This is a genomic window from Succiniclasticum sp. (genome assembly GCF_056977735.1).
In genome coordinates, this window is record NZ_DBMCWA010000003.1 from 23,399 (window position 1) to 48,253 (window position 24,855).

22 protein-coding genes, 2 tRNA genes and 3 pseudogenes are annotated in these 24,855 nt (G+C 51.4%); 26 read left to right on the top strand and 1 reads right to left on the bottom strand.

The annotated features are described in order from the left end of the window. The first annotated feature begins 444 nt into the window (after positions 1-444). From ACZOWY_RS02350 to ACZOWY_RS02375, 6 genes are all read left to right on the top strand, one after another. A complete protein-coding gene (locus tag ACZOWY_RS02350) occupies positions 445-1,368 on the top strand; it encodes a homoserine O-succinyltransferase (RefSeq protein WP_484392570.1) in 924 nt (307 codons plus the stop codon). 137 nt (positions 1,369-1,505) lie between these two features. Next, positions 1,506-2,789: an O-acetylhomoserine aminocarboxypropyltransferase/cysteine synthase family protein gene (locus ACZOWY_RS02355; protein WP_484392571.1), complete on the top strand. Its 1,284-nt coding sequence runs from the start codon at positions 1,506-1,508 to the stop codon at positions 2,787-2,789. A gap of 126 nt (positions 2,790-2,915) precedes the next feature. Next, positions 2,916-3,728 (top strand): basic amino acid ABC transporter substrate-binding protein, encoded by an 813-nt coding sequence (locus ACZOWY_RS02360; RefSeq protein WP_484392572.1) that lies wholly within the window; start codon positions 2,916-2,918, stop codon positions 3,726-3,728. Positions 3,729-3,738: 10 nt separating this feature from the next. Then, positions 3,739-4,704, top strand: a complete 966-nt coding sequence (mmuM, locus tag ACZOWY_RS02365; RefSeq protein ID WP_484392573.1) for a homocysteine S-methyltransferase — start codon at positions 3,739-3,741, stop codon at positions 4,702-4,704. A gap of 136 nt (positions 4,705-4,840) precedes the next feature. Beyond that, entirely contained in the window at positions 4,841-5,773 is a 933-nt protein-coding gene (cysK, locus tag ACZOWY_RS02370; protein ID WP_484392574.1) for a cysteine synthase A, read from the top strand. A 126-nt stretch (positions 5,774-5,899) separates the two neighbouring features. Next, positions 5,900-5,976 (top strand) — tRNA-Cys (locus tag ACZOWY_RS02375). Positions 5,977-6,126: 150 nt separating this feature from the next. On the opposite strand, the gene larE is transcribed toward ACZOWY_RS02375, so the two are convergent. Beyond that, positions 6,127-6,945 (bottom strand): ATP-dependent sacrificial sulfur transferase LarE, encoded by an 819-nt coding sequence (gene larE / locus ACZOWY_RS02380; RefSeq protein WP_484392575.1) that lies wholly within the window; start codon positions 6,943-6,945, stop codon positions 6,127-6,129. Positions 6,946-7,144: 199 nt separating this feature from the next. On the opposite strand from larE, the gene ACZOWY_RS02385 reads away from it, so the two are divergent. The 20 genes and pseudogenes from ACZOWY_RS02385 to bioB all read left to right on the top strand — a co-directional run bounded on the left by ACZOWY_RS02385 (position 7,145) and on the right by bioB (position 24,729). Further along, positions 7,145-7,218 (top strand) — tRNA-Cys (locus ACZOWY_RS02385). A gap of 57 nt (positions 7,219-7,275) precedes the next feature. Continuing rightward, positions 7,276-8,097: a MetQ/NlpA family ABC transporter substrate-binding protein gene (locus ACZOWY_RS02390; protein WP_484392576.1), complete on the top strand. Its 822-nt coding sequence runs from the start codon at positions 7,276-7,278 to the stop codon at positions 8,095-8,097. A gap of 4 nt (positions 8,098-8,101) precedes the next feature. Beyond that, positions 8,102-9,247: an amidohydrolase gene (locus ACZOWY_RS02395; protein WP_484392577.1), complete on the top strand. Its 1,146-nt coding sequence runs from the start codon at positions 8,102-8,104 to the stop codon at positions 9,245-9,247. A 46-nt stretch (positions 9,248-9,293) separates the two neighbouring features. Further along, positions 9,294-10,139 carry a MetQ/NlpA family ABC transporter substrate-binding protein gene (locus tag ACZOWY_RS02400; RefSeq protein WP_484392578.1) on the top strand — a complete coding sequence of 282 codons (846 nt, stop codon included), beginning with the start codon at positions 9,294-9,296 and terminating at the stop codon, positions 10,137-10,139. A 32-nt stretch (positions 10,140-10,171) separates the two neighbouring features. Continuing rightward, positions 10,172-11,089 carry a dihydrodipicolinate synthase family protein gene (locus ACZOWY_RS02405; protein ID WP_484392579.1) on the top strand — a complete coding sequence of 306 codons (918 nt, stop codon included), beginning with the start codon at positions 10,172-10,174 and terminating at the stop codon, positions 11,087-11,089. Positions 11,090-11,094: 5 nt separating this feature from the next. Beyond that, complete coding sequence (locus ACZOWY_RS02410) at positions 11,095-11,517, top strand: PPC domain-containing DNA-binding protein (protein ID WP_484392580.1); 423 nt, start codon at positions 11,095-11,097, stop codon at positions 11,515-11,517. A gap of 76 nt (positions 11,518-11,593) precedes the next feature. Then, entirely contained in the window at positions 11,594-12,631 is a 1,038-nt protein-coding gene (locus tag ACZOWY_RS02415; protein ID WP_484392581.1) for a methionine ABC transporter ATP-binding protein, read from the top strand. Continuing rightward, positions 12,621-13,280, top strand: a complete 660-nt coding sequence (locus ACZOWY_RS02420; protein WP_484392582.1) for a methionine ABC transporter permease — start codon at positions 12,621-12,623, stop codon at positions 13,278-13,280. The genes ACZOWY_RS02415 and ACZOWY_RS02420 overlap by 11 nt, the downstream gene beginning before the upstream one ends. A gap of 87 nt (positions 13,281-13,367) precedes the next feature. Further along, a pseudogene (locus tag ACZOWY_RS02425) lies at positions 13,368-14,515 on the top strand (trans-sulfuration enzyme family protein). Positions 14,516-14,628: 113 nt separating this feature from the next. Continuing rightward, positions 14,629-15,798, top strand: coding sequence for a MalY/PatB family protein (locus tag ACZOWY_RS02430; RefSeq protein ID WP_484392583.1), 1,170 nt, complete (start codon positions 14,629-14,631; stop codon positions 15,796-15,798). A gap of 63 nt (positions 15,799-15,861) precedes the next feature. Further along, a complete protein-coding gene (gene mnmA / locus ACZOWY_RS02435; RefSeq protein ID WP_484392776.1) occupies positions 15,862-16,935 on the top strand; it encodes a tRNA 2-thiouridine(34) synthase MnmA in 1,074 nt (357 codons plus the stop codon). Positions 16,936-17,063: 128 nt separating this feature from the next. Beyond that, positions 17,064-17,813 carry a Fe-S cluster assembly ATPase SufC gene (sufC, locus tag ACZOWY_RS02440; protein WP_484392584.1) on the top strand — a complete coding sequence of 250 codons (750 nt, stop codon included), beginning with the start codon at positions 17,064-17,066 and terminating at the stop codon, positions 17,811-17,813. A 75-nt stretch (positions 17,814-17,888) separates the two neighbouring features. Then, positions 17,889-19,295: a Fe-S cluster assembly protein SufB gene (gene sufB, locus ACZOWY_RS02445; RefSeq protein ID WP_484392778.1), complete on the top strand. Its 1,407-nt coding sequence runs from the start codon at positions 17,889-17,891 to the stop codon at positions 19,293-19,295. Positions 19,296-19,305: 10 nt separating this feature from the next. Beyond that, on the top strand, positions 19,306-20,154 hold the full coding sequence (locus ACZOWY_RS02450; RefSeq protein WP_484392585.1) for a SufB/SufD family protein: 849 nt from the start codon (positions 19,306-19,308) through the stop codon (positions 20,152-20,154). Beyond that, the gene (locus tag ACZOWY_RS02455; protein WP_484392586.1) at positions 20,141-21,367 is read left to right on the top strand and encodes a cysteine desulfurase; all 1,227 of its coding nucleotides are present in this window, start codon (positions 20,141-20,143) and stop codon (positions 21,365-21,367) included. The genes ACZOWY_RS02450 and ACZOWY_RS02455 overlap by 14 nt, the downstream gene beginning before the upstream one ends. Beyond that, positions 21,364-21,804, top strand: a complete 441-nt coding sequence (gene sufU / locus ACZOWY_RS02460; RefSeq protein WP_295359243.1) for a Fe-S cluster assembly sulfur transfer protein SufU — start codon at positions 21,364-21,366, stop codon at positions 21,802-21,804. Before ACZOWY_RS02455 ends, sufU begins: the two co-directional genes overlap by 4 nt. 2 nt (positions 21,805-21,806) lie before the next feature. After that, positions 21,807-22,427, top strand: a complete 621-nt coding sequence (locus tag ACZOWY_RS02465) for a C39 family peptidase (RefSeq protein ID WP_484392587.1) — start codon at positions 21,807-21,809, stop codon at positions 22,425-22,427. 212 nt (positions 22,428-22,639) lie between these two features. After that, positions 22,640-23,169 (top strand): annotated as a pseudogene (locus ACZOWY_RS02470) (asparaginase); the annotation flags it as partial. Between the two features lie 30 nt (positions 23,170-23,199). Beyond that, a complete protein-coding gene (locus ACZOWY_RS02475) occupies positions 23,200-23,643 on the top strand; it encodes a hypothetical protein (RefSeq protein WP_484392782.1) in 444 nt (147 codons plus the stop codon). 92 nt (positions 23,644-23,735) lie between these two features. After that, positions 23,736-24,729, top strand: a pseudogene (gene bioB, locus ACZOWY_RS02480) (biotin synthase BioB). Positions 24,730-24,855: the final 126 nt, after the last annotated feature.

The window sequence follows — 24,855 nt, forward strand, 5'->3', positions numbered from 1 at the left end:
GCTGTGAAGAGAAGAGTACGCAGAGGAAACTGCCACAGAGAGCTTTCATACCGGTGCAAGAAAGCGCAGGGAACTTTGCCGAAGATGGCCTTGGAGCTGACTGGTCGAAGTAATTGAGACCGTCCGGGCGCACCCGTTACCGTGCTGGGGTATTCAAGGAGAAGTCCCGCGTACCCGAGAAGCTGGTTTTGTAATTTTTACATTTGCTGCTCGCGGTACAGGATACATCCCGCGTACCCGAGGAGGCCGGATGTGTGAGCATCCGGTAAATATGGGTGGTAACACGATGCTTTCGTCCCATTGGGGCGAAAGCGTTTTTTAGTTTCAGGCCTGTTTCCGGTGCGCAAGGTTGCCCAGAGGGGCAGCGCGAGGGACGGCAACACACACCTGCCCCCTGTCAGCGTTACAAGGCTAACCACATCACAGCCGCAAGGAGGAACCAATATGCCGGTGAAAATTACAAACCAGTTGTCTGCAGTGGAAAACCTGCAAAAAGAAGGAATTATCGCCATTACGGAGCAGCGGGCTGTGACCCAGGATATCCGCCCGCTGAAGATCCTGATCCTGAACCTGATGCCCCTGAAGAAACCCACGGAGCTGCAATTGCTGCGGCTGCTGGGCAACAGCCCCCTGCAGATCGAAGTGGACTTCGCCCGTACCGTGTCCCGGGAAACGACCCACACGGACAATACCTATCTGGACAAAGCGTATCTGGAATTTGCGGACATCAAAGACCGGTATTATGACGGTTTTATCATCACGGGGGCGCCGGTGGAATGCTTCGAGTTTGTAGAGGTGGAATACTGGCAGGAATTGGTGGATTACATCCGGTGGGCCCAAAGCCACGTGTTTTCCGTACTGTCCCTCTGCTGGGCCGCCCAGGCTGTGCTGTACTATCATTACGGTATTCAGAAACATGTGCTGCCCCGCAAGTTATCCGGTATTTATCCCTACGGGCTGACGGTGAAGTATCATCCGCTGCTGCGGGGCTTCGACGACCGTTACTTTATTCCCCAGTCCCGCCACACGGACATCGACCATCAGGCGGTGGACGCTACGCCGGATCTGAAAGTGCTTTCCCGTTCCCTGGAACGGGGAATCAACATCTGTTGTACGGAAGACATGCGCCGGGTCTTTGTGCTGGGGCACTTTGAATACGACCGGGAAACCCTGGCCACCGAGTACATCCGGGATAAGAAGAAGGGCATGGACCCGGACCTGCCGGAATACTACTATCCGGACAACGACAGTACCGAACAGCCGGTGTTCAAGTGGTGCAGCTATGCCCACCTGTTTTACGGCAATTGGCTGAACATGGTTTATCAGGAAACGCCTTACGATCTGCTGACGCTGAAGAAAAGGGAATAAAGCGGAACAAACAAGGACGTTTTGCAGTTCAGCAAGATGAATGTGAACAGTTATGCGAGTAAATAAATAATAACCGGTTAACTCCTGCGATTCCATTGCAGGTAAAAATAAAGAATTTAAATAAAGGAGAGAATATCATGGCGAACTATAAATTTGAAACATTGCAGTTACACGTTGGACAGGAACAGGCAGATCCGGCAACGGATTCCAGGGCGGTGCCGATTTACCAGACCACTTCCTATGTATTCCACAACAGTCAGCACGCAGCGGACCGCTTCGGTCTGAAAGATGCCGGCAACATTTACGGACGTCTGACCAATTCCACCCAGGACGTGCTGGAAAAACGGCTGGCGGCTCTGGAAGGCGGCAGCGCGGCGCTGGCCCTGGCCTCCGGCGCGGCGGCGGTGACTTACGCGGTGCAGGCGCTGGCAGCCAACGGCGGTCACATTGTTGCACAGAAAACCATCTACGGCGGCAGCTTCAACCTGTTGGAACACACGCTGCCCGCCTACGGCATCAATACAAGCTTTGTGGATGCCCATAACCTGAACGAGATAGAAAACGCCATCCAGGAAAACACCCGGGCCATTTACCTGGAAACTCTGGGCAATCCCAACAGCGACATCCCCGACATCGATGCGGTAGCAGAGATTGCCCATAAACACGGTCTGCCACTGGTCATCGACAACACTTTCGGCACTCCTTATCTGATCCGTCCTATCGAACACGGAGCGGACGTGGTGATTCATTCCGCCACAAAGTTTATCGGCGGCCACGGCACCACATTAGGCGGCATTATCGTGGACGGCGGGAAGTTTGACTGGAAGAAGAGCGGCAAGTTCCCCAACATCGCAGATCCGAACCCCAGTTATCATGGTGTGTCCTTCTATGACGCGGTCGGTCCCGCTGCTTTCGTAACCTATATCCGCGCCATCCTGTTGCGGGACACCGGCGCCTGCATCTCGCCCTTCAACGCGTTCCTGTTATTGCAGGGGGTGGAAACCCTGTCCCTGCGGCTGGACCGCCACGCGGAAAACACGAAGAGGGTGGTGGAATACCTGAGCAGGCACCCGCTGGTGGAAAGCGTAAGCCATCCGTCTTTGCCGGAACATCCGGATCATGCGCTGTACGAGAAGTACTTCCCCAACGGCGGCGCCTCCATCTTCACCTTTGAAATCAAAGGCGGCCAGGAAGCGGCCTGGAAGTTTATCGACAACCTGAAGATATTCTCCCTGCTGGCCAACGTGGCGGACGTGAAGAGCCTGGTGATCCATCCGGCTTCTACTACCCATTCCCAGCTGACGGAAGCGGAACTGAAAGACCAGGGGATTTCGTCCAGCACCATCCGCCTGTCTATCGGCACAGAGCACATTGACGACATCATCGCGGACCTGGAAAACGGGTTTGCAGCGATAAAGTGAAAACGATATAATAATACCGGTATTTTATTACAAAATTATCCTGCGCAGCGTCACGGTAATCACGTGGCGCTGCCACAGGGTTTCTACGTTTCTGTAAAATGAAAACTGGAAAGAAGGTAAGTGTTTATGAAAATTGCAAAACTGACGATTGCGATACTGTTAAGCATAGCGTTGCTGCTGCTGGCAGGCTGCGGTGGGGAAAAGAAACAGGAACAGAAGCCTGCGGAGAAACAGAAGGCTGCGCAGACGCTGAAAGTGGGAATGGACGCGGCGTATCCGCCTTTTAGCTCCCAGGATGTAACATCGAAAGAGTACGTGGGCTTTGATGTGGACGTGATCAAAGCAATCGGCGCAGCGGAAGGTTTCAACGTGACGATCCACAATATTCCTTTTGACGGGCTGATCCCCGCGCTGCAGGCAGGCAATATCGATGTGGCCATCAACGACATTACCATCAATGAAGACCGGGCTAAAAGTGTGGACTTTTCCAAACGGTATTACATCGCCGGTCTGGGCGTGGTGGTGAAGAAGGATAACAATTCCATTAAGACCGAAAAAGATCTGGAAGGGAAGCGGCTGGGGGTGTCCATCGGTTCCACCGGGGAAGAAGCAGCGCGTAAGATTCCCGGTGCGAAACTGAAAGTGTTCAATCAGCTGAACGAAGCATTCCTGGAATTGAAGAACAGCGGCGTGGACGCAGTCATTAACGATATTCCTACCAATGAATATTATGTCAACACATCGGGGAAGAACGATGTTAAAACCGTGGAACTGGCTCTGACCCGGGAAGATTTGGGCATCGCGGTAAAAAAGGGAAATACGGAACTGTTAGGGAGAATTAACAACGGCCTGCAAAAGATCAAAAAAAACGGCGAGTTTACGAAATTGTATCAAAAGTGGTTCGGCAAAGTGCCTTCGAAAGAACTGCTGGCTGAATGAGGGGGATCCGATGGCTTCTATAAAGAGTATCTTACATGAATATCCGTTGGTTGTGCTGGACGGTGCTTTTGGCACGGAGATCGCCCGGCGCGGCTTCGACACCAGGGATGACCTCTGGGCAGCAAAGGCGCTGTTTGCAAAGCCGGAGCTTGTGAAAGCTGTACACCGCGATTATTTTGAGGCAGGGGCAGATGTTTGCACCAGCGCCAGTTATCAGGCGACGGTGGAAGGTTTTGAGGCCAAAGGTTTTACCCGCAGCCAGGCCGCAGAACTGATCCGGCTTTCCGTACGTCTGGTGCAGGAAGCAAGAGAAGAGTTTTGGGAAAACCGGCAACGTCACAGCAACACTTCCGGTCTGCTTGAAAGGCGTCCGTATCCGCTGGCTGCGGCGTCGGTAGGACCCTACGGCGCGTATCTGGCCGACGGTTCCGAGTACACGGGGGCCTATTCGGCAGATCGTCATGAACTGGCGGACTTTCATGCGGAACGGCTGGCGCTGCTCCTGGAAGCCAAACCCGACATTCTGGCCTGCGAGACGCTGCCCTTGTTCCGGGAAGCGGAAGCGATTCTGGACGCCCTTAAAAAGCATCCCGGGGCGCAGGCTTGGATAACCTTTACCTGTAAAGATGCCCGTTATACCTGCGGAGGCGATAAAATAGCCGACTGCGCCCGTTTTCTGGACAAGGAATCCCAGGTGGCGGCCATCGGTGTGAACTGTACGGCGCCGGAATTTGTGGCAGACCTGATCCGGGAAATCAGAGCCCATACGGAAAAACCGGTAGCGGTATATCCCAATTTGGGAGAAAACTACGACGCGGCGGATAAAGAATGGAAGGGTAAGTCACAGCCTTTTTCGGCTTGCGTGCAAAGCTGGTATGAAGCTGGGGCGCGCCTGATCGGTGGATGCTGCCGGACAACGCCGGAAGACATCAAAGGTATTGCCGCGTTGCGGCAGGAGTTATTTAAAACGTTGTAAGAATTTCCCTAAATTCATATTGACATAGTATGAAATAAGTGATATAACTATGTCTGAGAAGAAAAGAGCACGGATTCGTTTACCGGCGCTTCCGTAGGAAACTTCTGAATTTAGAATAGAAAAGAAGGGAAAAGTTATGGCAAAGATTTTCAAAGGGACACTGGGATTAATCGGCAATACGCCGTTGGTAGAGGTTGTCAATATTGAAAAAGAGTTAGGTCTGGAAGCTACAATCCTGGTGAAGCTGGAATATTTTAACCCGGCAGGCAGCGTAAAGGACCGTATTGCCAAGGCGATGATCGAAGATGCGGAAGCGAAAGGACAGCTGAAACCGGGCGCGGTCATCATCGAACCTACCTCCGGTAACACCGGCATCGGTCTGGCTGCTATCGCGGCGGCCAAAGGGTACCGTATCATCCTCACCATGCCGGAGACCATGAGCGTGGAACGCCGCAATATCCTGAAAGCCTACGGCGCGGAGATCGTGCTGACGGAAGGCGCGAAGGGCATGAAGGGCGCCATCGCCAAAGCAGATGAGCTGGCGAAGGAAATCCCCAACAGCTTTATTCCCGGCCAGTTTGTAAATCCGGCCAACCCAGCCATCCATAAAGCCACGACCGGCCCGGAGATTTGGAACGATACCGACGGCAAAGTTGATATCTTTATCGCGGGCGTAGGTACCGGCGGCACCGTAACGGGAACCGGCGAGTATCTGAAAGAACAGAACCCCAATGTGAAAGTTGTGGCGCTGGAACCGGCCGATTCCCCCGTATTATCCGAAGGCAGGGCAGGCGCTCATAAGATCCAAGGCATCGGCGCCGGATTTGTGCCGGACGTACTGAACACCAAACTTTACGACGAAGTATTTAAAGCGGAAAGCGCGGACGCCTTTGCAGCGGCAAAACTGCTGGCGAAAAAAGAAGGCATCTCCGTAGGTATTTCCTCCGGCGCGGCGCTGCATGGAGCCATTGAACTGGCAAAACGCCCGGAGAACAAGGGCAAGGTTATTGTAGCTTTGCTTCCGGACAGCGGTGACCGGTATTATTCCACCCCGTTGTTTACGGAATAAAAGGTATGCGTAAATGATAGAATGATTTCCGCTTCTGTAAGAAGAGAAAAGCGAAAACTGACGTTGGAAGCGATGTTAGCAACAGCTGTAAGATATCGGCAAAACCCTTTATCTTACATGTATTAAGGCGGCGTAGCCAAGCGTTTAAGGCGATAGTCCGCAAGACTATCATTCCCTGTGTTCAAATCCAGGCGCCGCCTCCAAATTATATAAAGATAAACTGTACCGTTTAAGCGGCCAAGCGGCCGGTGCGGTACAGTTTTTTTCTTTAAAAAAGAAGTAAAAACCTTATTCGGTTTGAATGAAACAATAAACTCCTTCGCAATTGCGGAGGAGTTTATTGTTTCCATTTTCTATTTCTTCAGTGTCCGGTTCATGCTGCCGGTCTGATACCCGTCCATATCAAGGGTTACATAGGAAAATCCAAGCCCGTGCAGGGCTTCGGAAACCTGTCGGCGTATTTCAGGCGCAGTCAGCCGAAGGATTTCATCCTGCCCGACTTCGATACGGGCTATGGTCCCGTGAATCCGTACACGCAGCTGGGTAAAGCCCATATCCAGTAAAAACTGTTCGGCTTTATCGACCATGGACAGCTTTTCACGGGAAATTTCTTCTCCGTAGACAAAGCGGCTGGACAGGCAGGCGAAAGACTGCTTGTTCCAGGTCGCCAGCCCCAGCTCTTTGGAAAGCTGCCGGATTTCTTCTTTGTATAGCCCAACATACCGCAGCGGGCTGACCACATGAAGCTCTGCCACTGCCTTTAACCCGGGGCGGTAATCTCCGTTATCGTCCATATTGGAACCCTCGGCTACGTAGGCAAGATGATTTTCCTGAGCGATGGCGATGATCTTTGTAAACAGCTCATGCTTGCACAGATAACAGCGATTCCTGGGATTATGGCGAAACCCTTCGATATCCAGTTCTTCGCTGTCAACAATGATATGGCGGATGCCTTCCTTTCGGCAGAATTCTTCCGCTTCCTTCAGTTCCCTGACAGGAAAAGAACAGGAACGGGCCGTGACAGCAACGATCTGATCTCCCAGCACATCGTGGGCTACCTTTAACAGAAAGGTTGAGTCAACGCCTGAGGAAAAAGCGATGGCAACACTGTTTAGATTAATAAGATACGCTTTAAGCGCTAATAGCTTTTTAGCAGGTGCGGTTGAATCCATGATCTTGTTTCTCTCCTTTACCGAAACAGATATAGTAATCATATAGAATTAATATGAATACTATAGAAATTCTAACAGATATAGGGAATCTGTCAATATGCTTTTATTTTATGGCGAACTCAAAATTAATTCATATAATTCCTATTGACATACTATGGAATAAGTGCTAAAATCAGAATCACAAAATTTCGTAGTGCGCGGCGGCATAGCCAAGTGGTAAGGCAGAGGTCTGCAAAATCTTTATCCCCGGTTCAATTATGGGTGCTGCCTCCAGCTATAGGATTTGTGGTTTTGTGTGAATGGAAGGTACACAGATGAAAAGGTGGAGGGATGTTTATGAAAAAACTCGTGTTGCTCATCAGTATATTGGTATTGTCTTTTTCGCTGGCGGGCTGCGGCGGTGATACGAAAAAAGCAGAAAAGTCAGCCGCGAAAGAAATCAAGATTGGCGCTACGGCAGGTCCCCACGCACAGGTCGTAGAGGCAGTGGCTAAAGAGGGGACAAAACAGGGGCTGAATATCAAGGTCATTGAGTTTTCTGATTACATTACGCCGGATAAGGCTTTGGCTGATGGTGAGATTGATCTGGTTAGCTATCAGCATAAACCGTTTATGGAGAATTTCAACAAGCAGAACAAATCGGATCTGGTGGCTATCGGAAGAACGATCCTTATGCGCATGGGCATTTACAGCGATAAGCATAAAGATCTGAAGAACCTGCCGGAAAATGCGATCATTGCGATTCCCAATGATCCGACCAACGGCGGAAGAGGGCTGGTATTGCTGGAAAAGGCCGGACTGATCAAATTAAAAGAAGGCGTCGTGTTTAAAGCAACAGCCAAAGATGTTGTAGATAATCCTAAGAAATTCCAGTTTAAGGAACTGGAAGCGGCGCAGCTGCCTCGCAGTCTGCAGGATGTAGACGTTTCCGTGATTACCATGAATTATGTGATGAGCGGCGGTCTTGATGTGAAGAAACAGGGGCTCTTCTGGGAGACGAAGGACGAGCCGCTGGCGGTTATGATCCTGGCCGTAAAAGGCAAGGATAAAGAGAACGCCACGTATTTGAAGATAGCGCAACTCTTCCACTCCGAGGGCGTCCGCAAATATATAGCAGATACCTTTAAGGGAACGATTGTACCGGCGGAATAAGTGTATGGAACATAAAGAATTTGTTGAAGAGGTAAAAGGTCATTTCTACTGGCTGCACAGACATCCGGAATTGTCCGGGGAAGAATTCGGTACAACGGAGTATTTGAAAAAGGCTCTGGCAGCCCATAATATTCCGGTCTATCCGCTTCCTTTATCAACCGGGCTGGTTGCCTACGTTGGACAAGGTAATCCGGTTATCGCGTTCCGGTGCGATATTGACGCGCTGCCCATGCAGGAAGAAAGCGGATTGGATTATTCGTCAGAATATCCGGGCAGGATGCATGCCTGCGGGCACGACTTCCATGCTGCGGCGCTGTTGGGAATTGCAATGGCTCTGCAAATTGAAGATTCGCTTCCCGGTACGGTGAAGCTGATCTTTCAACCGGCAGAGGAAACTCTCGGCGGCACCAGGAAGATTCTTGAAACCGGAATTTTAGACGAAGTGCAGGTGATTTATGGACTGCATTGCTGCGCCGCATATCCTGTCGGAACGGTTATCTCCCGACCCGGATTTATGAATGGGGCAGTGGATGAATTTCGCATAGACTTTCTTGGCAGGGGAGCGCATGCCTGTCGTCCGCATACAGCGGCGGATCCGGTTATCATGATTGGAAATTTTGTACAGGCAGCGCAGACGATTGTGAGCCGTAACGTGAATCCGTTCCATCCCCTGCTGGTGGGAATATCCCATATTGAAGCAGGAACAGCCAAAAATATCATTCCGGAGAAAGGGGTTGCGGAAGGCACGATTCGCTCCCTCTATCCGGAAGACCGGAAGATGGCAAAAGAAAGACTTGGAAGCCTGGCCCGCAGCATTGCGGAATCGTTCGGCGGGAGCGCCGATGTCCATATTACAGACGGATCGCCTGCTACGAACAACACACCAGAATGGGTATCTCTGGTGGAACAGGTTGCCCGTAAACTGGGAATGCCATTTGTTTCAGCGCCGGATTCTCTTTCCGGAGAAGATTTTGCTTTTTACCAGCAAAAAATACCGGGGGCATTTATACAAATTGGCACAGGGATTGGCCCTATGATGCATAACCCGGCATTCAGAGCCGATCCGGATGCGTTGGAGCCTGCAGTGCAGTTTGGGGCTCGGTTGGTACGAGAGGCTTTGGAAAAATTGAAAAATGTTGAAAGTTGTTAACTGGGGTACCAGTCAATTTTAAAATTTGAAAAGTGAGGGGAACATCATGAACATTACTAAAAAAGCGATAACCATTTTATTAAGTATTATAATGCTTTCAACGATCGGCTGCGGCAGTGAGGAAAAGAAACCGGCAGCCAGCGCTCCGGTACAGAAACAGGAATTGAAATACCGGGTGATGCCAACGGCTACGTCCGATTTGTTCGAGGCGGGGGTAAAGCCGCTGCTTGAAAAGAAAGGCTATAAGCTGACCCCTGTAAAGATCAAAGACTCGATCCAACGGGAAATTGCGCTGGACGAAGGGAATATTGATTTCCATGTAGACGCGCATGATGCATGGATCAAAGCGGTAAACAAAAGCAAAGGGACGCATTTAGTAGCGGTATTGCCCTTGCCGACAGTTCCGACCGGGATTTACGCCGGTAAAAAGACAGACCTTAAACAGATTGCAGACGGTGACGTTATCGCAATCCCCAATGACGCGTCCAATCTGGCCCGTTCCTATCAGTTGCTGGAACGGCTTGGCTGGATCAAGCTGGATGAGAAAAAAGACAAGGATCATGTAACGGGTAAAGATATTGTATCCAATCCTAAAAACCTGAAATTCCAGGAGATGAAAGGCCCGTCCATCAATGCAATCAAAACGGATGTAGCGTTTATCATCCTGCGCGGATCCGATGCATATAATGCAAAACTTGATTTCAACACGGTGCTGTTCGCCGAAAGTTCCGACAGCATGAAAGACTCCATGCGTATTGCCCTGTGTGTAGCTGAAAAGAATAAAGACACTTCCTGGGTAAAAGATATTATTGCTGCGTATAAATCGCCGGAATTTAAAGAATTCACAAAAAAGAACGGAACGTTCTGGATTCTGCCGAAGTACATGCAATAACAGGATGAATAGCAAAAGAAAGAAGTGAGAACATGGCTATCAATCTTTCGGGTTCCTGGGTGGCAATGCCCATACCCTTTGATAAAAAAGGAGCAATTGATTATGACGGTTTTAAAACCCTGATTGACCGTCAGATCAAATATGGTACAAGCCAGTTGTTTGTATTAGGTTCTGCAGCGGAAGTCAGTCTGCTGACGGCAGAGGAAAAGAAAGAAATCATCCGCCAGACTGTCAGTATAGTAAAACAGCGTATCCCGGTATTCTTCAGTGCGGCTTCCAATACCACAGAAGGAGAAATTGAGATCGCAAAGTTTGCGGAAGAGCAGGGCGCGGATGGTGTGATTTTTACGATTCCGCCGTATGTGCTGATCCCTCAGGAAGATGCGTTCCTGCATTTGGATACAGTGATGGGAGCCACGTCGCTGCCCTGCGGAATCTACAACAATCCGGCTCGGCTTGGCGTGCGGGTTGAACCGGAAACGATCAAACGGCTGTCGGACCGTCATGCGAACTTTGTGGTGGACAAGGAAGCGACCGACAGCGTGTACCAGCTGGTACAAGTACAGCGGCTGACAAAGGGCAAGGTGAAAATTATGTGCTGCGATTCTCCCTGGTATGCAATCGCACTGCCGACCCTTGCGGTTGGCGGAACCGGGTTTGCCAATATAGGTGGGAATATTATCCCGGAAGAAGCCGCCCGATATTCGCGCCCTTGGACCAGTATTGAGATCGTCAACGAGGGACGGGAACTGTACTTCAAATATTTCCCGCTGTTACAGGAGCTGTACGAAGTTTCCAATCCGGTTGTGATCAAGGCGGCATTGAATCTTCTGGGGCTGCCTGGCGGATATGTACGCCGTCCGTATCAGGATTACGACGGTGAAGGATTGAAACGACTGGAAAAGGTGATGACAGAACTGGGGATCTTTGAAAAATATGCAGTGAGGTAAGGAACGTGATTTCATTCGCAGAGGTTACGGTAAAAACCGGTGAAGACATTTTACAGACCATAGAGGCATTTATCATTGCCAGGCGGTGGAATTCCGTTGTGGTGACGAACGCGATAGGTTCGGTGCAAGATCTGCAGTTGGCTACGCCTGTCAGGAACGAATTACCGTTAAAAATCGTGACAACGCCCTGTTACGGTGCAGCTGAAATACTGACCTTTACCGGGGAGATTATGAGCAAGGAACGGATGGATCCTCAACTGAGGGACGTTTATCCTGACAGGGAAAGCCCGTTGTTCATTCATATCCATGTCGCCTGCGCCCGTCCGGGAGGACAGGTTATGGGCGGCGGATTATGGGGAGGTAAGGCATTCCGGGAATTGCGTGTATTTATGTTAGCGCTGTCGGGTGAGGAAATGTTGCCGGAATAATCACACAGGTCGCAGGTGCAACGGGTTATGTTTCCCCAAATGCCTGTGAGAATAAAACGCAGGGGAGAGATCGCTGATGATTGAATTTCAGAATATCAGCAAAGTGTATCAGGGAAAAAACGGAGAGGTACAGGCGCTTGAGCATGTTAACCTGAAAATCATGGATGGGGAAATCTATGGCATCATCGGGTTGAGCGGTGCAGGGAAATCCACGCTGCTAAGCATGATCAACGGCCTGGAGTATCCTTCGGAAGGCACTGTGCTGGTAAACGGAAATAATATCTGCGGGATGAGCTTTAGCGGGTTGCAGAAAATTCGGCGGACAATAGGAATGATATTTCAGGAGTTCAATTTGCTGAACTCCAGAACCGTCCGGCATAATATATCCCTGCCGCTGATTATCGCAGGCGAGGATAAAGCGGTTATCCGGGAAAGAGTCGATAAACTGCTGCAGTTTGTCGGTCTGACGGATAAAGCGGAGCAGTTCCCTGACCAGCTTTCCGGGGGACAGAAGCAACGGGTTGGAATTGCCCGGGCGCTGGTAACGAATCCTTCCATTTTGTTAAGCGACGAGGCGACCAGCGCTCTTGATCCGGACACGATGGAATCTATACTGGATTTGCTGAAACGTATCAATAAAGAGATGGGTATCACGATTGTCATGGTGACACATCAGATACGGGCGGTACAGAAAATATGCAATAAAGTGGCAGTCATGCAGTCCGGAAAAGTCATTGAAGAAGGAGAGGTCTTTCAGGTCTTCAGCAATCCGCAGCAGGAAATTACAAGGGATTTCGTCAGGACTGTAGTGCCGGACGTCATTACGCCTTCTGTCTGCAGGCAGATACGAATGGAATCGAAAGAGAATTATGAGATTCTTCGTCTGAAATTTACCGGAAGCAATGCATTAGGAGATTTGATTTATCAGATTAATACGAAATTTATGCTGAAAACGCGCATACTTCATGCAACTGTTACGGAGCTTGATGAACAGACCCTTGGTATTCTGATACTGCAGATTTCAGGGTCGCCGGAACAGATTGCAGAAGTTGAGGAATATGTACGTGACTGCGGTGTGCAATGCGAGGAGGTGAAATGTCAGTATGGTTTTTAATATCCTGCCCTGGGGCGATATCATCGAAGCGATGAAGACCACCTTTTTTATGGTCAGCATCTCTCTCTTCATTGGCGCGATTCTGGCTGTTATTCTTGCCTTTGCGCTGGTTCTGACGAATGACGGCGGGCTTTGGGAAAACCGGTATGTTTTTTACGGTTTGAACTCTGTGATCAGCCTGATCAGAAGTCTTCCGTTTATTATTCTGATGACCTTTATTTTTCCGTTTACCAAGATGATCGTCGGGACACGTATCGGGGCAACGGCAGCCTTAGTTCCGTTGGTCTGCTTTATCGTTCCGTATCTGGCCCGGTTGTTTGAGAATTCCCTGCTGGGTGTTGACAAGGGTATTATCCGGGCAGCCAAAGCTATGGGCGCCAATTATTTCCAGATTATCTGGTATTTTATCCTGCCGGAAGCCAAAAGTTCCATGATACTGTCCATAACCATTGGAACAATTTCCCTGATTTCGGCTACGGCTCAGGCAGGAACTATCGGCGCAGGCGGAATTGGCGATATGGCGCTGACGTATGGGTATGAGCGGATGGATGTGCCTGTAATGCTTGCCACAATAGTTATTTTGGTAGTGATTGTCCAGTCGGTACAGACGCTGGGTAACTACTTTGCGAAACGGGCGCGTAATCACTAACGGGGTAAGTCAGAGACCGTTGCAGCCATTTAGAGAACAGAGGCATTACAGGAAATCTGCCGGACTGGCATTTTAAGGAGGCTACTTATGGATTTTTCAACGTTATGTATTCACAGCGGTTACAAACCAGACTGTACGGGGAGCGTCAGCGCTCCGATTTATACATCAACAGCCTATGCCCATCCCGGTGTACAGCAGAGCACCGGGTATGATTACATCCGCACGCAGAACCCTACGCGGGAAAGTGTGGAACGATGCCTGGCAGCATTGGAGGGCGGTACGAACGGCTTTGCGTTTGCGTCCGGTATGGCGGCACTGGCCTGCCTGCTGGAACTGTTCCAACCGGGGGATCATGTTATCGTTACGGCCGACTTATACGGCGGCTCGATTCGTCTTTTCAATACAGTATCCCGGAAAAACGGACTGACCTATACGGAAGTGGATACCGGCAATCTGGAGGCTGTGGAAAAAGCGTACAGGCCTGCCACAAAAGCCATATATATTGAAACGCCGTCCAATCCTACCATGCAGATTACGGATCTCCGCGCAATCAGCGAATGGGCGTATGCCAAAAACCTGAAAGTGATTGTGGATAACACATTTCTGACCCCGTATTTCCAGAAACCGCTGCTGCTTGGCGCGGATATCGTCCTTCACAGCGGTACAAAGTATCTGGGTGGCCACAACGATCTGCTGGCGGGAATTCTGGTGACAAAAGAGGAAGAAGATACGGCAAAGATTAAATTTCTGCAGAATACCATCGGCGCGGTACTTTCTCCTTTTGACAGCTGGCTGCTGTTGCGTGGGCTGAAAACGCTGCCGCTACGGATGGAACGGCATGCAGCCTCGGCATTGCGGATTGCCAAATGGCTGAAGCAGCAGCCGCAGGTCAGAGAGGTGTTTTATCCGGGATTGGAGGATTCACCCCGTTATGCTGCAAATGTAAAACAGGTAAGCGGCTTCGGCGGCATGATTTCCTTTGAAGCAGAGTCAGAAGCGTTTGCCCGCAGCGTACTCTCAAAACTGAAGCTGGTTCTGTTTGCGGAAAGTCTGGGCGGAACGGAATCCCTGCTGACCTATCCGCTGCTACAGACCCATTCCGATGTACCCCGTGAGGAAGCGCTGGCAAAAGGCATCAATGAGCGGCTGCTGCGCCTGTCTGTAGGCTGGAGGCGCCGGAAGACATCATTGCGGATCTGGAACAGGCCTTTGCCGCCGCTGCGCAGGAAGCGTAAATAATGCAGCAGATTGTTTTGCATAAAAAGTTAAGTTACCCGTTCTGCATATGCGCTTTGATTATGAAGGCAGGCTGACTTATCGAACAGCAGAAACAGGGAGGGCTCTTTCAATGAATTTGGATAACATCATTGATCGCCGCAATACCGATTGCCTGAAATTCGATGCTGCGGTTCGGCGCGGGTATCCGGAGGATATTTTGCCGCTCTGGGTGGCGGATATGGATTTTCCCGTTGCCCAGCCTGTCATAGAGGCGATACAAAAACGGACGGCCCACGGTATTTTCGGTTACAGCGAACCGGATCCGGTGCGGTTCTATCATGTATTGGAGAAGTGGTTCCGGGAACAGCATCACTGGCAGATACAAAAGGACTGGCTTTTGCAGACGCCGGGCGTGGTGTTTGCGCTGGCCATGGCGGTCAAAGCGCTTACGGATCCAGGCGATGCCGTGCTGATCCAGCAGCCGGTGTATTATCCGTTCAGCGAAGTGATTCTGGATAACGGCCGCCGCAGGGTGAGCAGCGATCTGGTCCTGAAGGACGGGCACTATGAAATTGACTTTACGGATTTTGAACAGAAAATCATAGCGAATCAGGTGAAACTGTTCCTGATGTGCAGTCCCCACAATCCGGCAGGAAGGGTCTGGACCCGGGAAGAACTGGAAACGGTTGCCGGTATCTGCCATAAACATAATGTGATTGTGGTGGCAGACGAAATTCATGAAGATTTCGTCTGGACGGAACGGCTGCATATCCCGTATGCTACATTGGGCGAAACATTCGCGCAGAAAACAGTAATTTGTACCGCACCCAGCAAGACTTTTAATTTGGCGGGGCTGCAGGTTTCCAACATTTTTATTCCCAACTATGAACTTCGCAGAAAGGTCAGGCATGAAATCAACGCGTCGGGTTACAGCCAGCTGAACACGCTGGGGCTGGTTGCTTGTGAAGCGGCGTATCAGTATGGGCATCCTTGGCTGAAGGAGGTAAAACAGTATCTGCGTGAGAACATAAACTTTACCAGGGCGTTTTTGCAGCAGCATATTCCGCAGATCAGCCTGATCGAACCGGAGGGAACGTACCTTCTGTGGCTGGATTGCCGCGGACTGGGACTTACCAATACCGAACTGGAAGAACTCATTGTAAATAAGGCCGGCCTCTGGCTGGACAACGGCGCTATCTTCGGCGCGGCAGGCAAAGGTTTCCAGCGCGTCAATGCAGCCTGCCCCCGCAGCGTGCTTCGAGAAGCGCTGGAACGGATACAGAAAGCCATCTCCTGTTGATTGGAAAACTCAGAAACAGCTGCTCCTTAAAGGCTGCAGGTAAACGAAACAGAGGATTAGATAATCATGCGAAAAGTAATTGTCGGGATGTCCGGCGGTGTTGACAGCGCGGTAACTGCTTACCTGCTGAAAGCCGCCGGCTTTGCTGTTACCGGAATCACACTGCGCACCTGGTCCGGTGCGGACGGGCAGGAAAGCCGCTGCTGTGAGATCAGCGATGCCATGCTTGTGGCACAGAAACTGGATATTCCGTATTATGCGGTAAATTGCATTTCCTGTTTCCGGGAAAAGGTGATCGATCCCTTTGTCGAAGATTACTTACATGGTCTGACGCCGAATCCCTGCGTAGACTGTAACCGCGATGTCAAATGGGAGCAGATGCTGTTGGCTGCGGCAAGGCTGCGGGCGGATTATATCGCTACGGGACATTACGCCTCTTTAGTCCGTCTGCCGAACGGGCGGTATACGGTACAGCAGTCTTCCTTTGCCGAAAAGGATCAGACCTACATGCTGTACCGGCTGACCCAGGAGCAACTTTCGCGTACCATCATGCCGCTGGGTAAACTAAGCAAAAAGGAAGTCCGCCATATTGCAGAAAAAACCGGTTTGCCGGTAGCCCATAAAAAGGACTCCCAGGAGATATGCTTTGTGACTGGGGGCGGGTATGCAGACTACATTGAAGAAGAAACGGACGCACAACTTCCGCCGGAAGGCTGTTTTGTCGATGTGAACGGAAACATCGTCGGACGGCACAGGGGGATCATTCATTATACGGTAGGGCAGCGCAAAGGGCTGGGGCTTGCGATGGGGTATCCTGCCTATGTTAAGAGCATAAACGCTGCGCATAATGAAATCGTGATAGGCGATGAACAATCTCTGTACAGTAAGGAAATCCTTTGCAATGCGGTGAATTTTATGAGCGTTGCGGGGATAGAAGCCGGAAACCCACTGCGGGCCAATGTGAAGATACGGTATCATCACAAGGGAGAAGACGCCTGGCTGAAAATGGAAGGCGAGGATATGCTCCGAATTATCTTTGACGAACCGGTACGGGCGGCCGCGCCGGGACAGTCGGCCGTGTTTTATGATGAAGACCGCTGTGTCATCGGCGGCGGGAAGATTGTGAAAGCAGAATGATAATCAATGCTTCCGTATTTGTGAGGAAGCGCTTATGACCGAGTTAATCACATTATTCCCATTGACATACTATGAAATGAATGATACAATCAAAAATACGAAATTCAGAGAAACAAGGAGCATTGATTATGGCAGAAACGCTGTTAGAGATACATGACTTGCATGCCGGGGCTGCAGACAGGGAAATTTTAAAAGGTATAGATCTTACCATTCAAAAAGGGGAAGTACATGTCATCTTAGGTCCCAACGGCTCGGGAAAGTCTACCCTGATGAACGTGATTATGGGACATCCGGGCTATCAGGTGACGGAAGGCAGCCTGACGTTTGAAGGAAAGGATATTACCGCGTTAAAGACCTTTGAACGGGCCCGGGCCGGTATCTTTTTGTCTTTCCAGACGCCGGAAGAAATTCCGGGGATTACTGTGGAAAACATGCTGCGCACGGCGAGACAGGCGATAACCGGTAAACGGGAACGGATTTTTGGGTTCCGTAAAGAACTGAAGGAAATGATGGAAGATTTGCAGATCGACTCGTCCTATAGCGAGCGCTATTTAAATGTAGGATTTTCCGGCGGGGAGAAGAAGCGCAATGAGATACTGCAGCTGTTGATGCTGCGGCCGAAACTGGCGCTGCTGGATGAAACGGATTCCGGCCTGGATGTGGACGCGGTGCAGATCGTGTCCCGGGGCGTCAGCAAATTCCAAAACGGAGACAATGCATGCCTGATCATTACGCATAACGCCCGCATTCTGGATAAACTGAAGGTAGACCGGGTCCATGTGCTGATGCAGGGCCGGATCGTGGAAGAAGGCGGGCCGGAACTGGTGGATCAGATCAACCGGGACGGGTTTGGACATATAAAAGAAACAACGGTGTGATGCGTTGCCTGTAATATAGACATATGAAGTTTTAAAATGGTTAAGCTTGTAACGGGCAGGCACGAGGCTAAGAGTATGGAACAGCAAAAGACGTTTGTGGAAGATATCGAACGCACCCTGTACGATATCCGCAACGAAGACCATTCCGTGTATAAAACGGAGCGGGGACTGACAGAGGACATCATCCGGGATATTTCCCGGCAGAAAAAGGATCCGGCGTGGATGCTGGATTTCCGGCTGCAATCGCTGGAGAAGTATTATCAGATTCCATTGCCGGTCTGGGGACCGGATATTTCCGAATTAAATATGGACGACATCGTCACGTATGTCCGTCCTGGCGGGAAGATGGCGGGGAACTGGCAGGAAGTGCCGGAAGAAATCAAAGCCACTTTCGATCGTCTGGGGATTCCGGAAGCGGAACGAACCTCCCTGTCGGGGGTAGGGGCGCAGTACGATTCGGAAGTGGTGTATCACCGGGTGCAGAAAAAACTGAGCGACCAGGGGGTCATCTATACGGACTTTGAGACGGCGGTACACGAATACGAAGATATTGTAAAAGAGTATTTTATGAAGCTTGTGCCGCCAAAAGATCATAAGTTCGCAGCGTTGCACGGGGCGGTCTGGTCCGGTGGTTCCTTTGTGTACGTGCCGGAAGGCGTGCATGTGGATATTCCGCTGCAGTCCTATTTTCGTCTGAATGCGGCGGGGGCGGGGCAGTTTGAACATACGCTGATCATCTGCGAAAAGAATTCCAGCCTGCACTTTATTGAAGGCTGCAGCGCTCCCCGTTATAATGTGACGAATCTTCACGCCGGCTGCGTGGAACTGTATGTAAAAGAGGGGGCGCGGCTGCGGTATTCGACCATTGAAAACTGGTCGCGCAACATGATGAACCTGAATACCAAGCGGGCGCTGGTGGAAAAGGACGGCCTGATCGAATGGGTGTCGGGGTCTTTCGGCTCCCATGTGTCGTGCCTGTACCCCAGCAGCATTTTGCATGGGGAGAATGCCCGCTGCGAGTTTACCGGCGTTACCTTTGCCAGTCGGGGACAGGATCTGGACACGGGGGCGACGGTGGTCATGCTGGCGCCAAATACAAGCGCCAATATCAACACCCGGACGATTTCCAAATCCGGCGGAGCAGCCACCTACCGCAGCGCCGTAAAGGTGCCCCCCGGGGCCAAAGGGGCGAAATGCCTGGTCAATTGCGAATCGTTGCTGCTGGATGAAAAGAGCCGCAGTGATACGCTTCCGGTGATGGATATTGAAACCGATGATGTGGAAATAGGGCATGAAGCGAAAATCGGACGCATCAGCGATGAAGCGATCTTTTACCTGACCAGTCGGGGCATTGCGGAAGAAGAAGCCCAGGCTATGATTGTGCGCGGGTTTGTAGAACCGGTAGCCAAAGCGCTGCCGCTGGAGTATGCCGTGGAAATGAACAACCTGATCAACCTGGAATTGGTTGGCAGCATGGGATGAGGTAGCAGACATGGAAAAAGAAATATTCAGTACCCTTCCTGTGCCTACCTGGCACTGGCTTGGGGTCAACGAAGCGTATCTGCCGGAAGAAATACAGACGTTGCCAGCGCCGGTCCGTAAAACGCAAATTGAAGTTCCGGCAGGGCAACATGTTACTCAGGTGATCGCCAACCGAACGGAACAGCGGACGGAAATTACAGCCCACGTATCGGAAGGCGGCTCGCTCCAGCTGGTTCAATTGCAGCTGCTTCCCCCGGATAAAGCCGGAACCTGCAGTGTAACGGTAACGGCTGAAAAGGACGCGCAGGTTTATTACACGGGGGCGGAAATCGGAGCGTCCCGTGTGCTTGCACAGGTGAAGATCCATCTGGCAGGCGATGGCTCCAAAGCGGACGTATCGGCCTTGTATTTCGGCGACGGCACGCGCAGCATAGATTTGAATTATGTAATTACACAGGCAGGGAAGAAGACGGAAGCCAATATGCAGGTGCGGGGCGCGTTGCAGGACAGCGCGGCGAAAATATTCCGCGGTACCCTGGATTTTAAATCAGGAAGCAAGGGCAGCACCGGTCGGGAAAAGGAAGAGGTCGTATTGCTGAACGAAGGGATTCGCAACCGCAGTGTGCCGCTGATGCTTTCCGCCGAAGAGGATGTGAACGGGCAACATGCAGTGAGCGCAGGCAGGCTGGACAAGTCTAAACTGTTCTACCTGATGAGCCGCGGGCTGGATGAGAAGGAAGCTCAGAAACTGGTGGTGGGCGCTTTGTTCGCCACGGTACTGGAGCGGGTTCCCGATGCGGAGCTGAGAGAGGGAATCAGCAGAGTGGTTGAGGAGCAGATAGAACATGAACAGCGTTGAATTCCGGAAAGACTTTCCGATATTGAACCGAAAAATGAACGGACAGCCGCTGGTGTACCTGGACAATGGCGCAACGACCCAGAAACCGGAGCATGTGGTGCGGGCGCTTTGCGGATATTACGGAGGCTGCAATGCCAATCCCCACCGGGGCGCCTACGAACTCAGCGTGAAAGCTACGGAAATATACGAACAGGCCCGGGCGCGGGTACAGCGGTTCATACATGCCGCCAGGCCGGAGGAAATCATTTTCACCAAAAATGCCACAGAGGCTTTGAACCTTGTTGCGTACAGTTATGGCCTGAACTTTGTACAGCCCGGCGATGAAATTGTGATCTCTGTCGCGGAGCATCACAGCAACCTTGTACCCTGGCAGCGGGTGGCCAGGCAAAGAGGCGCAAAACTGAAATATATGTATCTGGAAAAGGATGGAAACCTTTCCGAAGACGATATAGAGACCAAAATAACGGAGAAAACTAAAATTGTTGCTGTAACCCAAGTATCCAACGTGCTGGGCCTGGTGAACGACGTGCGGCGTGTTGCGGACAAGGCGCACAGCGTGGGCGCGGTTTGTGTAGTGGATGGCGCCCAGAGCACCGCGCACATGCAGGTTGACGTACAGCAACTGGGCGCGGATTTTTTCGCTTTCAGCGGGCACAAACTGCTGAGTCCCATGGGTATCGGCGTGTTGTACGGAAGAAAAGAACTGCTGGAAACGATGCCGCCCTTCCTTATGGGCGGGGATATGATCGAATACGTGGAAGAACAGGACGCTACGTTTGCGGAACTGCCCGCCAAGTTTGAAGCGGGGACCCAGAACGTGGGCGGGGCGGCCGGTCTGACGGCTGCGATTGACTATCTGGAACAGTTTACGTTTGCCAGGATCGAACAGATTGAAAAGGAACTGCTGGATTACGCATTGCCCCGCTTGCGGGAATTGCCGTTCATTGAACTGTACGGCTGCGATACGCGGCGAAACAATAAGACGGGAATCATTACCTTTAATGTTAAGGATGTGCACCCCCACGATGTGGCAACGATTCTGGACGCGCAGGGGGTGGCGATTCGGGCGGGGCATCACTGTGCCCAGCCTCTGATGCGTTATCTGGGGCAGAACGCAACCTGCCGGGCCAGCTTTTACCTGTATAATACCCGGGATGACATCGACCGCTGGATCGAAGCATTACAACAGGTAAGGAAGGTGATGCGACTGTGAACGGATTATCGGAGATTTACACGGAACTGATTGCAGAAGAAAGCCGTAACCCGGAAAACCGGCGTCATCTGCCGCATCCCACCTGCTGTGAAAAAGGGCACAACCCAAGCTGCGGCGATGAGATCACACTGGAATTGGAAGTGCAGGACGGCCGGATCGCAGATGCGTCCTTCACAGGGAACGGCTGCGCCATTTCCCAGGCATCCGCTTCCCTGATGATCAATTTAATCAAAGGGCAGTCTGTGGAAAAAGCGGGAAGCCTGATTGCGCTGTTCCAGCGTATGATTAAAGGCGAGGTTACGGATGTCGGCGAATTGGAAGAACTGGAGGACGCAGCGGCGCTGCAAAGCATTTCCCATATGCCGGCGCGGGTAAAGTGTGCGCTGCTTTCCTGGCGAACATTGGAAAAAGCGCTGGATAAACCCGGGAGGGGATAGATATGAAAATCCCATTGCGTTACCAGGTTTCGGAATATGACTGCGGGCCAACTTCCTTGCTGAACGCCCTGAATTACCTGTTCCAGCGGGAAGAGATTTCGCCGGAACTGATCCGTAACATCATGCTGTATTCGCTGGATTGCTACGGCAGCGGCGGCGCGCCGGGGAAACGCGGCACCTCCCGCATGGCCGTGATGTTTCTCAGCAACTGGCTGGATGGCGTGGGCAAGACCGGTATCCTGCCGGTAGAAAGCCGTTACCTTTCCGGCAGGGACGTGCGCATGGATGCCCACAGTACCCTTGTGGACGCGCTGCACCGGAACGGCGTGGCGGTGGTACGGCTGTATCTGGACGGGGAGCACTATGTGCTGCTCACCGGGGAAAAGGAGGGACGCGTTTATCTGTTTGACCCTTACTACCTGCCTGACGGACTTGCGGAAACTGAAATAGAAAACACGACGGACCACCCGTTCCATTACAACCGTATCGTGCCCTTTTCATATTTTAACCGGGAAACGCAGGCTCCTTACGCATTGGGCAGTGAAGCGGAACGGGAAGCGGTGCTGCTGTTTGATACACGCACGAAGCTGACGGAAGAAAAAGCCATCGAGTATTTCATTTAAGCAGATTATTATAATATGTGTTTCGCTAATTGAATGTCATCTTTTAATAATACAGATAATCATGCAATCCGGTATCGGTCATAAGCAGGCTGATACCGGTTTTCCGGTATTTTGTGCGTCATTTTCTGAATCAGGTTGGCATATGGTATAATAAAACAGACGTAAAACCATTGGTAACTTTATATTTGATTTTTTGAAGAGGTTGAAACACTATGAAACGAAAGGCTAACGTGGACATCATCGCAACCGGAGGCACCATCGCCGGGCGGGCGGCTTCGGCGGCGGCCACGGTAGGCTATAAAGCAGGGGAACTGACGGTTGGACAGCTCATCGCTTCCGTACCTGGGCTGGATAAGCTGGCGAACCTTTCCGGCGAGCAGCTTTGCAATATCGACAGTAAAGATATGCAGGAAGAATCTGGCTGCAGCTGGCAGAGCGAGTGGAGGCCGCGGCAGAGCGGAAGGATGTAGACGGCATTGTGATCACCCACGGTACGGATACCCTGGAAGAAACGGCGTTTTTCCTCCAGTTGACGGTAAAGACGGACAAACCCATTGTACTGACAGGCGAGATGCGTCCGGCTACGGCCATCAGCGCGGACGGTCCCATGAACATCTGGCAGTCTGTACAGGTTGCGGCAGATAAAAGCGCAACAGGGCGCGGCGTACTGGTGGTGATGAACGGACAGATCAACGGGGCGGAAACCGTTACAAAAGTCAACGTCAATGCGTTGGAAGCGTTCCAGTCTCCGGGAAGGGGCCCGATGGGCGTTATGATTGATGAGAAAATCTGCTGGAATGAGAGCGGCGCATGTACGTTGCCAACCCATAGCGGATCTGTTTCTGTAAAGAACCTGACGCAGCTTCCCAACGTGAGGATCATCTACGGCTATGTGGGCGGCGACGACGGGCTGTTTGTGAAGGCAGCCCTGCAGAACGGTGCCAGGGGCTTAGTGTATGCGGCCTGTGGAAACGGCAGCGTGCCGGAAAAACTGACGGGCTTGTTAAAGGAAACGGTTGCTTCCGGCGTGCAGGTGGTGATTGCTACCCTTTGCGGCGGCGGTATCGTGGTGCTGTCAGAGGCGATGACGGCGGTAAACGGCTTTATCCCCGCCGGTCCGCTGAATCCGCAAAAAGCGAAAATACAGCTGCAGCTGGCGCTGACGAAAACAAGCGACGTGACCGAGATACAACAGCTTTTTGCTTCCTTTTTATAATTTTGGTTGACGAATCCTATTGAGTTAACTATAATTACGTTAACGTTAACATTGAATTTGTTGACTAAAATACAGAAAAGAGGCAACATGTTATGACCATTGCGGAACTGACGGAAAAGATACTTAAGGAAGGGTACCGGATCACCCGTGAAAATCTGGACAAGGAACTGCTGTTAACGGCAGATCTGGAAGAAATGCTGGATTGTGCCGGCAAACTGCAGAAGCATTTCTGCGGGAACCTGGTGGACTTCTGCTCCATCATCAACGGGCGGAGCGGACGCTGCAGTGAAGACTGCAAATACTGCGCCCAGGCCGCCTGCAACCATACTGGCATTGACGAATACGGCTTTTTGCTGAAAGACAAGATTTTTGCGGCTGCAAAAGCAAACCAGGACGCGGGTGTGAACCGCTTTGCTATCGTCACGGCGGGCCGGGCGTTAAAAGGCAAAGATTTCGATAAAGCCATTGAAGCCTATAAAGAGATGCACGCAAAGCTGAAAATCGAACTTTGCGCTTCCATGGGGTTTATTGATGCGGAACAGTTCCGCCGCCTGAAGGAAGCGGGCGTTACCAGCTATCATCATAATATCGAAACCTCCCGCCGCAACTTCCCGAATATCTGTACCACCCACACCTTTGAGGATAAGATCCGAACCATAAAGATTGCCCAAAAAGAAGGCATGTGCGTTTGCTCCGGCGGTATCATCGGCATGGGGGAAACCTGGGACGACCGTATCGATATGGCGCTGACGCTGGCCGAACTGGGAATTGAGTCCATTCCGCTGAACGCCCTGATGCCGATCAAGGGCACGCCGCTGCAGGATACCCCGCAGATTACTGCGGAAGATGTGGCCCGTACGGTCGCTATCTTCCGTTTCATCAACCCCACGGCAAACATCCGCCTGGGGGCGGGCCGCGGCATTCTGCCGAAGTCCGGGGAGACGGTCATCGGCCGGGGGGGCGTCCGCTTCCATCACCGGCAATATGCTGACCACGGCCGGCGCTGCGACGATTGCCAGCGACATGGAAATGCTGAAGAAGCTGGGGCTGACGAATAAGCCGGAAGAAGCCGTACTGCCTGAGTAAATTTCCAAATTTCTTCTTTACAAAACGGTTACGGGGTATTATAATAACTCCATAAGCAACAAAGAGGTTGCGGATTGTTTTATCCGTTTCTCTTTGTTGCTTTTTTATTTGCAAAGGAGCCTTTTA